The sequence below is a fragment of the Roseomonas sp. TF40 genome (genome assembly GCF_057219975.1).
This window is the reverse complement of sequence record NZ_JBXVVR010000001.1, coordinates 983,052-997,073: the sequence shown is the minus strand read 5'-3', so window position 1 is coordinate 997,073 and position 14,022 is coordinate 983,052. Positions and strand designations below refer to the sequence as shown.

Genomic DNA, 14,022 nt, shown 5'->3' with positions numbered 1-14,022 from the left:
TCGAGGCCCCTCGCCGTGCCGGCGGGGGGCAACGGGCTTCAGAAGCCCTCGCGCTCCAGGCGCTTGCGCTCCACCTTGCGGGCGCGGCGAACGGCCTCGGCACCCTCGCGGGCGCGGCGCTCGGACGGCTTCTCGTAGTGGCGGCGGAGCTTCATTTCGCGGAACACACCCTCGCGCTGAAGCTTCTTCTTCAGGGCCTTGAGGGCCTGATCGATGTTATTGTCGCGGACGACGACCTGCACGCGGTGGAACCTCCTGGTTCGGGCTGAGGGATGGTCTGGGCAATGGGCGTGCAGCGACGCGCGCCGGTTGCCCGACTCTGCCGCTGCGAGGGGCGGAGCCATAGCATGGCTTCCGGGTGATGCGAAAGGCCCTCCCGCGCGCCGCGGAACGCATTACTTAAGGGCGGTCAGCAGCGGATCCGCACGACCACATGGCCATCCTGAAGATCGCCCGCATGGGCCACCCCGTCCTGATCCGCGCGGCCAGCCCCGTGGACGACCCGACCGCCCCCGAGATCCGCCAGCTCGTCGCCGACATGGCCGAGACCATGGAGGATGCCTCGGGCCTCGGCCTCGCCGCGCCGCAGGTCCATGCCAGCCTCCGGCTTTTCGTCTGGCGCGGGGGCGCGGGCAACATCCTCGCCATCATCAACCCGGAGATCGAGCCGCTGGGCCCCGAGAGCGAGGAGGGGTGGGAGGGGTGCCTTTCCATCCCCGGCCTGCGCGGGTGCGTGCCGCGCGCCACGCGAATCGGCTTCCGCGGCCTCGACATCCAGGGCAAGGCCTTCGAGGGGGAGGCCACGGGCCTCGCCGCGCGGGTGATGCAGCATGAGGCCGACCATCTGGACGGCGTGCTCTACCCGATGCGCATGCCCGACCTTTCCCTCTTCGGCTTCACCGAGGATCTGCAACGCGCGGCCGCCATGGTCCGCCACCAGGAGAGCAAGTCGTGATCGAGCGCAGCGCGGAACGCGATTCGGCGGTCGAGGCCGCCCTGGCCCATGTGCCCGCCCTGGGCTGGACCCGCGCCGCCCTGGCCGCCGGGCTGCGCGACCTGGGCCAGGACCCGCTGGAGCAGGAATGGCTGTTCCCGCGCGGCCCGGTGGAGGCTATCGAGGTCTGGTGCGACCTGGCCGACCGGCGGATGGAGGAGGCGGCGGGCGACCTCTCCGCGCTCAGGATCCCCGCGCGCATCCGCCGGCTGATCCTGCTGCGCCTGACCCAGGCGGAACCGCACCGCGAGGCGATCCGCCTGGCACTCGGCCACCAATCCTTGCCCTGGAATGTGTCTTCGGCGCTGCGCACCGTGGCCCGCACGGCGGATGCGATCTGGGCCGCGGCGGGCGACACCTCGGCCGATTTCTCCTGGTACACGCGGCGCGCGACGCTGGCCGGGGTCTATGGCGCGACGCTCGCTTTCTGGCTGCAGGACCATGAGGAAGGCTTCCCCCGCACCGCCGCCTTCCTGGACCGGCGCCTGGCCGATCTGGCGAAGATGCAGCGCCGCAAGCCCGCCTCGCCCAAGGCAGCGTGACCGCGAAAGCCGCGAATCGCCCCTTGCCCCGACGCGGGCGGACCGCCTATCCGATGGGCAGGGGTGCGCCGGACCCAGGGGGGTTCTGGCGCTGCAACGTCACATCGGCGCCGCCGCGGCAGCGCCCAGGGGAGAGATCCACCATGGCCTCGCGCCTTTCCAAGTTCCGGCTGACCGTCGCCTCGCTCTGCGCCGTGGCCATCGCCGGCCCCGCCATCGCGCAATCCTGCGTGCAGCCTTCCGAGCACGTGGCCTTCGAGGTCCGCGCGCTGCAGAGCCAGCTGATGGTCGCGGCCCTCTCCTGCAACCAGGACAACGCCTACAACGCCTTCGTCCGCAAGTTCCAGAGCGACCTGGCCGGGTCCTACAACACGATCCAGGCGCATTACCGCCGTGGCGGCGCCAATGGGCAGCGCAACCTCGACCAGTACATCACCCAGCTGGCCAACGCGCATTCGCAGGACGGCATCCGCCAGGGCAGCCATTTCTGCCCGAACATCACGCCGCTCTTCCAGGCGGCGATGGCCAAGCGCACCGCGGCCGAACTCGCCGACCTCGTGATCGAGCGCAACGTGCTGAACCCGGTCGAATCCCCGGTCTGCCCCGATCGCCCGGCCGCCGCGCCGGCGCGCAGCGCCAATCGTCGGTGAAGCGCTTCTGGGAGGCGGCTGAAGCCGCCTCCACAGCGGGCGGCTTCGGCATCCTGCTCGATGGGCGCCCGGTGCGCCTGCCGGGCGGCGGGCCGCTACGCGTGGATCAGCCCGCCTTGGCCGAGGCCATCGCTGCCGAATGGCAGCAGGCGGGCGGGGCCAAGGGCGGCACCATGCGCCCCGAGGATGTGCCGCTGACCCGCCTGGTCGGCACCGCGGCCGAGCGGATCGCCCCCGACCCGGCCGGGACCATCGCGGCCCTCGCCCGCTATGGCGAGACGGACCTGCTCTGCTACCGCGCCGAGGATCGCCGCCTCGCCGCCCGGCAAGGGGAGGGGTGGGACCCCTGGCTGCGCTGGGCGGCGCAGGACCTCGATGCGCCGCTGATGGTCACGACCGGCATCATGCCCGTGTCCCAGCCGGCCTCGGCCCTGGCGGCGCTGCGGGCCGCCGTGGCGCGGCACGGCCCGCTCGAACTCGCGGCGCTTGGCGTGGCGGTGCCGGCGCTGGGCAGCCTGGTGCTTGGCCTTGCCCTGGCGCAGGGGCGCCTGCCGGCGGCGGAGGCGCTGCGGCTCTCCGTGCTGGAAGAGGATTTCCAGGCCGAGTTCTGGGGCGCGGATGCCGATGCCACGGCGCGGCGCGACGCCGCGGCCGCCGACGTGGCCCTCGCCGGGCGGCTCTTCGCCCTGCTGCGGGGATGAGCGCGCGGCTCATCCGCATCGAGGGCCGGGTGCAGGGCGTGGGCTATCGCGACTGGGCGCGCCGGCAGGCGGAGCGGCTCGGCCTCAGCGGCCATGTCCGCAACCGCCCCGATGGCAGCGTTGAGGTCCTGGCGGCCGGCCCCGCCCTGGCGCTCGACATCTTCATCACGGCCTGCCGGCACGGCCCGCCCGCGGCGCATGTCACGCGGCTCGAGCACGTCCCGGCCGAGGCGCCGGCGGAGCCCGGTTTCCGGCGCCTGCCGACGGGCTGACACAGACCGTTTCATGCTGCACCGCCGAAATTCCTTGTTCGGTTCGTGATTCTGTCCTATCTGGGCCCGGTCGGCGGGTTCTTGGCCCGCCGCGCCCCGGCCGCGTGAGCGGGTTTGGCGTCGCTGTCCAAAGACTGGATGGTCCCGACGCAGGAATTCCCGGACCGGGGTGCAGCCGCGCGGATCCCACCTTTTCCGGCAGGATCGCGGCTCTGCGGACAACATCGGGCCTTCCCCGTCACGCGGGCAGGCCCACCGCCCTCAACCGCCCGCGCATCGTCGGGCGGATACCTGGATATTGCACCTTTCATGACGACCGAAACCGTGACCTTCGCCGCGCTTGGCCTGTCGCCCCTGTTGCTGCAGGCGCTGACCGAGGAAGGCTACACCACCCCCACCCCGATCCAGCGCGACGCCATCCCGCACGCGCTCAAGGGCCGGGACATCCTGGGCATCGCCCAGACCGGCACCGGCAAGACCGCCGCCTTCGGCCTGCCGCTGCTGCATCTGCTCAACGAATCGAAGGGCCGCCCGCCGCGGGGCGGCTGCCGCGCGCTGATCCTCTCGCCCACGCGCGAACTGGCCAGCCAGATCGCCGACAGCCTGAAGGCCTATGGCCGGCACATGGGGCTGACCGTCTCCGTGATCTTCGGTGGCGTGCCGCATGGCCCGCAGCGCCGCGCCCTGGCCAATGGCATCGACATCCTCGTCGCCACGCCCGGCCGCCTGCAGGACCACATGGATGAGGGCACCGCGCGGCTCGACATGGTGCAGGCGCTGGTGCTGGATGAGGCCGACCAGATGCTCGACAAGGGCTTCTGGCCCGCCATCCGCCGCATCCTGCCCAAGCTGCCCAAGCCGCGGCACACCATGTTCTTCTCGGCCACCATGCCCGCCGAAGTGGCGAAGCTCGCCGGCGAGATCCTGAAGGAGCCCGTGCGCGTCGAGGTCGCCCCCGTGGCCACCACGGCCGAGCGCGTGGCGCAGCGCCTGATCTACATCGAGCAGGGCCGCAAGCGCGGCAAGCTCGCCGAGCTGCTGCGCGGGGAGGGCGTGGGCCGCGCCCTTGTCTTCACGCGCACCAAGCACGGTGCGGACAAGGTGGTGAAGAACCTGGAGACCGATGGCATCTCCGCCAACGCCATCCATGGCAACAAGAGCCAGGGGCAGCGGGAGCGCGCGCTGGCCGACTTCAAGTCGGGCCGCGCCCCCGTGCTGGTCGCCACCGACATCGCCGCGCGCGGCATCGACGTGGATGGCGTGACGCATGTCATCCAGTACGAGATGCCCGACACGCCCGAGGCCTATGTGCACCGCATCGGCCGCACGGCCCGCGCCGGGGCCAGCGGCATCGCGATCGCGATGTGCGCGCCCGATGAGCGGGAGAAGCTGTGGCAGGTGGAGAAGCTGATCCGCCTCGCCATTCCCGTGACCGATGAGCGGCTGGATGTGAGCGTGCCGATGCACCGCACCACGGGCCGGCCCGACGCCATCAAGCCCGCCGGCAAGCCGGCGGGTGGTGGGGCGAATCGCGGCCGCGGCGGCCAGCAGCAGCGTCGCGGGGGCGGCGGTGGCGGCGCCCGCCCGGCGCAGCCGGCGCGCGAGCGCAGCGAGGCCCCGCGCGTGGCCGCGATTCCCGCGGCCCGCGGCGGCGACGCCCCGGTGCGCCGCCCGGCCGGTGGCGAGCGCGACCGCGCCTGGCGCGATGGCGACTTCCGGGACGCCGGCTCGGCGCCGGCCTTCCTCCGCAAGCGCTAGGCCCGTCCTGGCGTGCGCGAGACGGTGCTGATGAAGGGGGAGGTGGCGACGATCGTGATCGTCACCACCGCCGCCGGCACGGAGGTGCTGGACGAGGAGGAAGAGGTGCTGGAGTCGCACAAGGACGACCAGCACGAAGCCATCCTCGCCCGGTATCTGGCGCTGGGCTGGGAGGTGGAGGAGGACGGGCCTTAGGGCACGATTCCTTGCTTCCGGAGCGCGAATTCCGATCGGATGAGTCTCTCTGATCGGAAGCTGCCCAGGGGATCCGGCGGATCCGGCCGGGCGCCGGGCCTGCCGGTGCCTCGCTCGACCGAACCCTTCAGGGTCGACCGCGATCTCCGGATGGTTTGTGCCGGCCCCCGTCTGGACAGCCCCAGGCCCTTCCGCTATCTCCCGCCTCCTCACCACGCGGCGCCGCTTCACCGGCGCCGTGGCTTGGGCCCAGGTAGCTCAGTTGGTAGAGCATGCGACTGAAAATCGCAGTGTCGGTGGTTCGATTCCGCCCCTGGGCACCACTTCCTATTGTTTTCATTGATGATTTCTCCAGCATTCTTGCTGGCCCCCACGATAGCCCCCACACCCGGCGATCGCTGGCACATAGCCCGCAGTGCGTGGGCTTCAGGTCCACCATAATCAGGGTGGCCCCCTCGCCTGCCTTCGGATGATGTCTGGCCTGATTGCGGTGGGCCTCTATCGGAACGGGCTGAGCCGGTAGGGTAGTCGCCCATCGCATTGGCGAACTTGCCCCACAGAGCCTGCCATCTGAGAGGTCTTGATCTCCGCCACAGCGCCGGCGCCTGTTTGCTGGCGGTGGGCCGACACGCGATATGCGGTCCAAAGCGGGCGAACCGACACCTGCGCTCTCTCTATTCGTTTCGAATCTGAGAGTGGGCCGCTTGTATTCTCGCAGCCCGTTGCGCTTAATGTTTCGGCCATGAACGCGCCCCGTACCGCGCTACCGGAGACGCCAAACTTCGCCTTTCTGGCCCGCTACGATGGGGTCCTCGTTCGCGTGGCCAGCTTGGCCGAGAGGTACTTCTCCGACGATCCTGGCACGGCCCTCATCAAGCTTCGCCAGTTCGGCGAGCTGCTCGCCCAGCAGGTCGCGGCTCGGGCCGGCGTATTCACTTCGCGCGAGGAGCCCCAGGCGGACCTGCTCCGGCGCCTACGGACCGAAGCCGGCTACCCGAAGGAGGTCCTGGACCTATTTCACAACCTCCGCCGATTCGGAAACGACGCCGTCCACGAACACACGGGGGATCACGCCGGCGCGCTCAACGCGCTGAAGATCGCACGGACGCTGGGTATCTGGTTCCACAGAACCTTCGGCGATCGCAGTTTCAAGGCGGGTCCATTCATGCCGCCGGCCCCGCCTGCCGATCCCACGCCCGCCCTACAAGCCGAAATCGAGCGTTTGCGTGCCGAGCATGATGCCAAGCTGACCGCCGCCGAGCGGCGGGCGGCGGAAGCCGAAGCCAAGGCCGCGTCGGCTGCCATGGACCGCGCCTTCTGGGAACGCTACGCAGCCGAGACCGAAGCCGCCCAGGCTGCCTTGGCTGATCGCCTAGCGGCCCTACAGGCCGCCGCGGATGGGGCGTCCAATGCCGAGCAGGCGCAGACGAAGACCGCCGCCGAAGAAGCCGCGGTCGGCATCGACCTCGATGAAGCGGCGACCCGGGCCATCATCGACATGCGCCTTCGCGCCCTGGGCTGGGAGGCCGACAGCCAAGCCCTACGCCACGCTGCCGGCACGCGACCGGCGAAGGGCCGCAACATGGCGATCGCCGAATGGCCCACCGCCAGCGGCCCTGCCGACTATGCCTTCTTCATCGGCACCACCTGCGTCGGCGTCGTCGAGGCCAAGCGCAAGCGGAAGAACGTCTCCGCTGCGATCGACCAGGCCGGGCGCTACGCCCGCGGCATCACTGGGGATGCAGCCTTCACGGTCCCCGCCGGTGGCCCCTGGCCGGCCGAGAGCGGCGCTGCCAGCCCCGCGCCCTACCGCGTGCCCTTTCTCTTTGCCACCAACGGCCGCGGCTACCTGAAGCAGATCGAGACCCAGTCCGGCATCTGGTTCCGCGACGCCCGCGCGCCCACCAACCATCGCCGCGCCCTGCTGGACTGGTACACGCCCGAGGGCCTGCTTGCCCTGCTCGGCCAGGACCAGCCGAAGGCGCAGGCGGAACTGGCGGAGAAGCCCTTCGACTTCGGCTTTGACCTGCGCCCCTACCAGCGCCGTGCGATCGAAGCGGTGGAGCGCAGCCTGGCCGATGACCGCTGCCGGACGCTGCTGCTCGCCATGGCGACCGGCACCGGCAAGACCAAGCTGGCGATCGCCATGCTCTACCGCCTGCTTGCCACGCGCCGCTTCCGGCGGGTCTGCTTCGTGGTTGACCGCACCTCGCTCGGCGACCAGGCCGGCGGCGAGTTCCGCACCACCCGCGTCGTTGGCGCCAACACCTTCGCCGATACCTTCGGCCTGAAGGGTCTCAACGAGGTCGCGCCGGACGAGGCCACCAAGGTGCACATCTGCACCATCCAATCCCTGGTCAAGCGCATCCTCTACGCCGAGGCGCCGGAGGATGTGCCATCGGTGGACCTCTACGACCTGATCGTCGTCGATGAGTGCCACCGCGGCTACACGCTCGACCGCGAGCTGGGCGACGCCGAACTCGGCTTCCGCAGCGAGGCCGACTACGTCTCCAAATACCGCCGGGTCCTCGAGCATTTCGACGCGGTGAAGATCGGCCTGACCGCCACGCCCGCGCTTCACACCACCGAAATCTTCGGCCGCCCCGTCTTCACCTATGGCCTGCGGGAGGCGGTGATCGACGGCTTCCTGATCGACCAGGAACCGCCGATCCGGATCGAGACGGCCCTTTCCCAGGCCGGCATCCACTTCAAGCGCGGCGAGGAACTTCCCCTCCTCGATCCCCTGACCCAGACGATCGACCTGACCACCGCGCCCGACGATGTTGATTTCGAGGTGGAGAGCTTCAATCGCCGCGTCATCACCGCGGAATTCAACCGCGTCGTGGCCGAGGAACTCGCTCAGCACATCGACCCAAGCCTTCCCGGCAAGACGCTGGTCTTCGCGGCCTCGGATGCGCATGCGGACATCGTCGTGGCGGCGCTCAAGAAGGCTTTCGCCAAGACCTATGGCGCCATCGATGACGGGGCGGTGGCCAAGATCACCGGCAGCATCGACAAGCCCGGCCTGATGATCCGGCGCTTCCGCAATGACGCGCTGCCCACGGTGGCCGTCACGGTGGACCTGCTGACGACCGGCGTGGACGTGCCCTCCATCGTCAACCTGGTGTTCCTGCGCCGCGTCAACAGCCGCATCCTCTATGACCAGATGATCGGCCGTGCCACGCGCCAATGCCCGGCCATCGGCAAGGAGACCTTCCGTGTCTTCGACGCCGTCCGCCAGTACGATGCCATCCAGGCCTTCACCGAGATGAAGCCCGTGGTGGTCAGCCCCAGCCTCTCTTTCGAGCAGCTGCTCGCCGAACTTGCCGAGGCGACGGACCCAGCCTTCCGTGCTGCCGTGCGGGACCAATTGCTGGTCCGCCTGCGCCGCCGCATCGGCAAGCTGTCCCCGCAAACCGCCGAGGCCTGGGAGAACGCTACCGGCGAGACCCCCGCCGCAACCCTGATTCGCGCCCAGGCGGCCACGCCCGAAGACCTGGCCGCGTGGGTCAAGGCCCGCCCCAGCCTCGGCCCGATCCTCGACTGGAACCCGGAAGGCGGGCGCCCGATCCCCATCGCCGTGTCCACCCACGCCGACAGCCATCACAGCACGACCATCGGCTATGGCGCCGCCGGCCGGCCGCAGGACTACCTCTCCGCCTTCGCCACCTTCCTGCGGGAGAACGGCAACACCCTCGCGGCCCTCAACACCGTCCTGACCCGCCCGCGGGAGATGACGCGTGCCGCGCTGAAGGAACTCGCGATGGCCCTCCAGGCGCAGCAATTCACGGAGGTCGCGCTCCGAACCGCGTGGCGTGACTCCACCAACCAGGACATCGCCGCCGGCCTGATCGGCTTCGTCCGTCAGGCCGCGCTGGGCGATGCGCTGGAACCCTGGCCGGTGCGGGTGGACCGGGCGATGGCGCGGCTGCGCGCCCGGCAGGCCTGGACGGCGCCGCAGCGCCAATGGCTCGATCGCCTGGGCGGGCTGGTGAAGGAGATGGGGGTCGCCGACCCCGCCCTTCTCGACGAAGGACTCTTCGGCCAGAACGGCGGCATGAAGCGCCTCAACACCGTCTTCGGCGGGCAGCTTGCGTCGCTGCTCGGCGACATCAACGAGGAAGTCTGGAAGGCCGCCTGATGCAGATCACCGAGGATCATGTCGAATGGGCCGTAATCGCCCGCCTGCGAGACACGCTGCGCGACAGTCCGCGCCATCAGCATGAGGTCACTTTGGCCTTTGCCGCCTTCTCGACGCTTATCTGCTGGGTCGTGCAGCGTATGCGCTGCGAAGGCCACACCGATCAGGATCTGGCAGCGCAACGTTTCCTGAAGCGGATGGACCGCACCCCCTTCACCGGCTTCGATCTACCAGCCATCAATGGCGCACCGCCCACCAAGAGCGTCGCGGATGTGCTGGTCGCGATACGCAATGGCGTTGCCCATGGTGATGGCCGATCGGTGAAGCCCCTCAACCGCCTCACCGAAACCCAAGGGCTCCCGGTCTTGATGGGATTCGTCATCCCGTGGGGCAAGGATTCTCTGACGCTGACTCACGCCAAGATGGTCAGCTTCGGCACCTGGGTCGCCAACGAATTCATCTGGGAGATGACCGGCATTGCGAACTCGGTGGATGCTATGCGGGTCGCCGAACGGGCGGAACGTGACATCGAGGAAGTGCGTGCATGAACACGACCACCGCCCAGCGCGGCGCTGTCACCTCCAACCTCGTCCAGCGCCTTTGGGGCCTGTGCAACATCCTGCGCGATGACGGCATCACCTATCAGGACTACGTCACCGAACTCACCTACCTGCTCTTCCTCAAGATGCTCGCCGAGACGGGGCGGGAGGCGCTGGTGCCGGCGGATTGCCGCTGGGCTGGCCTGACGGCGCGGGAAGGGGATGCGCTGCTGACGCATTACCGCGCCACGCTGCTGAAGCTCGGTACCTCTGGCCATGCGGGCATCCGCACCATCTTCGACAACGCCCAGACCAGCCTTCGCAAGCCCACCAACCTGCGCGAACTCGTCGGCGCGCTGGATAAGCTCGACTGGTATTCAGCGAAGGAGGAAGGCCTCGGCGACCTCTATGAAGGTCTGCTGGAGAAGAACGCGAACGAGAAGAAATCCGGCGCCGGCCAGTACTTCACGCCGCGCGCGCTGATCGACTGCATGGTGCGCCTGCTGCAACCCCAGCCCGGGGAGGTGGTGCAGGACCCCGCCGCCGGGACGGGCGGCTTCCTCGTCGCCGCCGATGCCTATGTGAAGGCGCGCAGCGATGACCTCTTCGCCCTGCCGCAGCCGCAGCAGGAGTTCCAGCGCCGCCAGGCCTTCCGCGGCCTGGAACTGGTGCCCGGCACGCACCGCCTGCTGATGATGAACCTGCTGCTGCACGGCATCGAGCCCGATGGCGTGCGCGGCGGCGATGCGCTGGGGCCGGATGGGGAGGCGCTGGGCCAGGCGGACCTGATCCTGTCCAACCCGCCCTTCGGCACCAAGAAGGGCGGCGGGCGTCCGGTGCGCAGCGATTTCACCATCACCGCCGACACCTCCAACAAGCAATTGGCCTTCGTGGAACACATCGTCCGGTCCCTGAAGCCGGGCGGCCGCGCCGGCATCGTGCTGCCGGACAATGTGCTCTTCGCCGATGGGGTGGGGCGGGAATTGCGGCGCTGGATGATGGAGGTGGCGGATCTGCACACCATCCTGCGCCTGCCGACCGGCATCTTCTACGCCCAGGGGGTGAAGACCAATGTGGTGTTCCTGCGCCGCGGCACGGCGCCGCGGGGCAACACAAACGCCGTCTGGGTCTATGATCTGCGCGCCGGCCAGCCCGCCTATGGCAAGACGCGCCCCCTCCGCGTGGAGGATTTTGCCCCGTTTGAGGCTGCCTATGGCGCGGACCCGAACGGCACTGCCGCGCGCCAGGATGAAGGCGCGGAGGGCAGGTTCCGGCGCTTCACGCGGGAGGAGATCACGGCCCGCGGCGAGAATCTGGACATCGCCTGGCTGCGCGCGAGCGACGAGGCGGCGGAAGAGGCGCTGGAGGAACCGGAGGACATCCTGGAAGCCATCCGCACCCATCTGGCGCGGGCGATGGTGGAGGTCGAGGCGCTGGCCGGTGAGTTCGCGTCCGATGGCGCGCGCGCGGAGGCTGCGGAGTGAGTGAGGAACTGCCGCCGGGGTGGGCAACACTCACCATCGAGCAACTCGCTGGTGACGACGGGTTGATGACCGACGGCGACTGGATCGAGAGCAAGGATCAGGATCCTTCAGGCGGCGTTCGGTTAATTCAGTTGGCCGACATTGGTGACGGCATATTCCTCGATCGCTCGTCGCGCTTCCTCACTGAAGCGGCGGCCGCCCGCCTGCGCTGCACCTACCTCCAAGCTGGCGATGTGCTGATCGCGCGGATGCCTGACCCCCTTGGCAGGGCCTGTGTCTTTCCGGGATTAGCCCAGATGGCGGTGACAGCCGTTGATGTGTGCGTTTGGCGACCCGGAACGCGCGCGGCTGACCCGCGCTGGCTGATGCACATCATCAATAGCCCCCCCGTCCGCAACGAGTTGGCGGCGCTGGCAAGCGGGACCACGCGGCAACGAGTATCCGGAGGCAACCTAAAGCGCTTTCTCCTGGCGGTTCCCCCACTCGCCGAGCAGCGCCGGATCGTGGCGCGGATCGAGGCTCTGTTCGCGCGCACCCGCCAAGCCCGCGCCGACCTTCTCCGCATCGCGCCGCTAGCCAAGCGTTATCGCGAGAAGGTGTTATTCAAAGCGTTCGCTACAGAGGCGCGGCAACTTCGGATCGACGCCGTCGCCGATCTTGCTTCTGGGTACGGATTTCCGAAGGAGTGGCAGGGAAAAGCGTCGGGGGATTTCCCATTCGCGAAAGTGCGCGACATATCGTTGGCGGTTGCTGAGTCTGGTGGGGTACTCAATCGAGCCAGCAACTATCTCGATGCTGGCGATCTTCGAACTCTTCGAATCCGACCTGTCCCAGAAAAATCTACTGTCTTTGCGAAGATTGGTGAAGGCCTTCGCCTTAATCGTCGCGCGATCACATCGTGCGCGATGCTGATCGACAACAACTGCATGGCTTTGGTGCCGAAGCAGGGAGTGATCGATCCAGATTTCCTGCATCGCTTTATGCTGACAATCGACTTGTCTCCACTAGCGGTGGCCACTGCGGTGCCGTCAGTGCGTGGGTCCGATATTGCTGCGATCCATGTTCCTGTTCCAAGTCTTGATGAGCAGCGAGCGGCCGTTCGCAGTATTGACCACGCTTACCAAGGTGTTGGCGTCATGGGCCGCGAAGCCGCACGCGCCCTTGCCCTGCTCGACCACCTGGAACGCAGTATCCTGACCCGCGCCTTCCGCGGCGAACTCGTACCCCAGAACCCCAGCGACGAACCCGCCGCCATCACCCTGGCCCGCGCTCAGTCCCAGCCCGCCACCTCCAGGCCCGCTGGCCGGGGCCGCCCACCACGGCAGGCCGCGGCAAGCCCGCCCAGCCCCGCCGCGCCCTCGGCCGCGCCACCGCCGCCACAGGCAGCGCCGACCGGCCCCAGCCGCCCTGCGGCCGCCCCCAGCGCCTTACCCGCACCGCCCCCGCCGATGGCGGTGGACGAGACCGACATCGCCTGCGCCATCCGCGCCCTCTTCGCCGATGGCATCGCCCGGTCTCGGGACCGGGCGATGCGCGACCTCGCCCAGGCCCTCGGCCATCGCCGCCTCGGCGCCAAGATCGAGGAACGCATGCACGGCGCCCTGATCATGGCCGTCCGCCGCCGCATCCTGGAAAACACCGGCGATGTACTTCGCCTGCTGACCCGCGGCATCGGCGACTATGAACGGGAGGAATTGCAGACCCTCTTCCTCGCCGCCCTCGGTGGCCGCGCCTGGACCGACCAGGACGAGGCCATCCAGGCCTTCGCCCGCTGGCTCGGCTTCCGCCGCACCGGCCCCGCCATCACCGACGCCGCCGAAGCCACCATCCGCACCCTGATCCGCCAGGACCGCCTGGAACGCGATGGCCGCATGCTGAGGCGCATCTGAATGGCCGCCCCACCCCTGACGCTGGCCGAGCGGCAGTGGTTCGGCTGGCAGGACATCCCGGCCCGGCATGAAGGCTGGCCGCCCAGCCCCGTGCTGATCACTGCCATCACGCCGCTGAAGAGTGGCAAGGGCCTTCTGGACCTGGAGTTCATCCGCCCCTTCCAGCCCATGGCCGGGGGACGGCAGACCATCCGCCTGAAGGTGCTGCAACGCACCCCTGAATTCCTGCTCTGCACCCCCTTTGACCTTACCTCCGAACACCGCCTGGTGGTCATCTCGCCGCTGACGGTGGCGTGGGTGCGCGAGCATTGCTCGCTTCTGGAATCCCGCCTGCCACCGGCGGCCTTCTTCCCCTATTGGGACACTGCGGGTGCCGCGGCGCTCAGCGGCCAGGAATATGCCCGCCTCCTGTTCGGGGAAGGCGAGGACCGCATCCTGCACGGCGCCACCGAAGACAGCTTCGAGTGTCCCCGGCCGCCGATGCCGGAGCAGCGGGCGCATCTGATGCTGAACGCTACGCCCGACCCCTTCGAAAGCTGGCTGATCTGGCGCGGCTTCATCCCGCAGCAGATGGAGCACAAGTGGTTCATCTATGCGAAGGACGGCGCCTTGCACTTCCGGCGCAGCTGGACCGGCTTGCTGATCTACACGGTCCACACCCAATGGCGTGGCGATCGCCTGTATCTCGACTACGCCACGGCCAACCGTGACCCCCGCGAATGGGGTGTGACGGACGACGCCTATGATGGCGCCCTGCTGCGCTGGATGATCGATCGCATGCTGCGGCACGTGCCATCAAAATACCCAGCCGAGCCAGAGGAACCTGCCTCGCCCGGCTGAGACTTCACCTTTGACGG

Annotated in this window: 13 protein-coding genes and 1 tRNA gene; 13 read left to right on the top strand and 1 reads right to left on the bottom strand. The window is 69.0% G+C overall.

Features of this window, described 5'->3' with window-relative positions:
* Positions 1-38 precede the first annotated feature (38 nt).
* A complete protein-coding gene (gene rpsU / locus AC2D9U_RS04240) occupies positions 39-242 on the bottom strand; it encodes a 30S ribosomal protein S21 (RefSeq protein ID WP_482000301.1) in 204 nt (67 codons plus the stop codon).
* A gap of 191 nt (positions 243-433) precedes the next feature.
* Between rpsU and def the strand changes: the two genes are divergently transcribed.
* The 13 genes from def to AC2D9U_RS04175 all read left to right on the top strand — a co-directional run bounded on the left by def (position 434) and on the right by AC2D9U_RS04175 (position 14,005).
* The gene (def, locus tag AC2D9U_RS04235; protein ID WP_484746763.1) at positions 434-955 is read left to right on the top strand and encodes a peptide deformylase; all 522 of its coding nucleotides are present in this window, start codon (positions 434-436) and stop codon (positions 953-955) included.
* The gene (locus AC2D9U_RS04230) at positions 952-1,536 is read left to right on the top strand and encodes a COQ9 family protein (RefSeq protein ID WP_484746761.1); all 585 of its coding nucleotides are present in this window, start codon (positions 952-954) and stop codon (positions 1,534-1,536) included. Before def ends, AC2D9U_RS04230 begins: the two co-directional genes overlap by 4 nt.
* Before the next feature lie 143 nt (positions 1,537-1,679).
* Positions 1,680-2,186, top strand: coding sequence for a hypothetical protein (locus AC2D9U_RS04225; protein WP_484746759.1), 507 nt, complete (start codon positions 1,680-1,682; stop codon positions 2,184-2,186).
* Complete coding sequence (locus AC2D9U_RS04220; RefSeq protein ID WP_484746758.1) at positions 2,183-2,887, top strand: ATP12 family chaperone protein; 705 nt, start codon at positions 2,183-2,185, stop codon at positions 2,885-2,887. The genes AC2D9U_RS04225 and AC2D9U_RS04220 overlap by 4 nt, the downstream gene beginning before the upstream one ends.
* Entirely contained in the window at positions 2,884-3,159 is a 276-nt protein-coding gene (locus tag AC2D9U_RS04215) for an acylphosphatase (RefSeq protein WP_484746757.1), read from the top strand. Before AC2D9U_RS04220 ends, AC2D9U_RS04215 begins: the two co-directional genes overlap by 4 nt.
* A gap of 309 nt (positions 3,160-3,468) precedes the next feature.
* Positions 3,469-4,917: a DEAD/DEAH box helicase gene (locus AC2D9U_RS04210; RefSeq protein ID WP_484746755.1), complete on the top strand. Its 1,449-nt coding sequence runs from the start codon at positions 3,469-3,471 to the stop codon at positions 4,915-4,917.
* Positions 4,918-4,929: 12 nt separating this feature from the next.
* Entirely contained in the window at positions 4,930-5,112 is a 183-nt protein-coding gene (locus AC2D9U_RS04205) for a hypothetical protein (protein ID WP_484746754.1), read from the top strand.
* A gap of 247 nt (positions 5,113-5,359) precedes the next feature.
* A tRNA-Phe gene (locus AC2D9U_RS04200) sits at positions 5,360-5,435 on the top strand.
* Positions 5,436-5,692: 257 nt separating this feature from the next.
* Positions 5,693-9,253 (top strand): type I restriction-modification system endonuclease, encoded by a 3,561-nt coding sequence (gene hsdR, locus AC2D9U_RS04195; RefSeq protein ID WP_484746752.1) that lies wholly within the window; start codon positions 5,693-5,695, stop codon positions 9,251-9,253.
* Positions 9,253-9,801 (top strand): hypothetical protein, encoded by a 549-nt coding sequence (locus AC2D9U_RS04190; RefSeq protein ID WP_484746751.1) that lies wholly within the window; start codon positions 9,253-9,255, stop codon positions 9,799-9,801. Before hsdR ends, AC2D9U_RS04190 begins: the two co-directional genes overlap by 1 nt.
* Positions 9,798-11,276, top strand: a complete 1,479-nt coding sequence (locus tag AC2D9U_RS04185) for a class I SAM-dependent DNA methyltransferase (RefSeq protein WP_484746749.1) — start codon at positions 9,798-9,800, stop codon at positions 11,274-11,276. The genes AC2D9U_RS04190 and AC2D9U_RS04185 overlap by 4 nt, the downstream gene beginning before the upstream one ends.
* On the top strand, positions 11,273-13,165 hold the full coding sequence (locus AC2D9U_RS04180; protein ID WP_484746748.1) for a restriction endonuclease subunit S domain-containing protein: 1,893 nt from the start codon (positions 11,273-11,275) through the stop codon (positions 13,163-13,165). The genes AC2D9U_RS04185 and AC2D9U_RS04180 overlap by 4 nt, the downstream gene beginning before the upstream one ends.
* A gap of 90 nt (positions 13,166-13,255) precedes the next feature.
* Complete coding sequence (locus tag AC2D9U_RS04175; RefSeq protein ID WP_484746746.1) at positions 13,256-14,005, top strand: hypothetical protein; 750 nt, start codon at positions 13,256-13,258, stop codon at positions 14,003-14,005.
* Positions 14,006-14,022 lie beyond the last annotated feature (17 nt).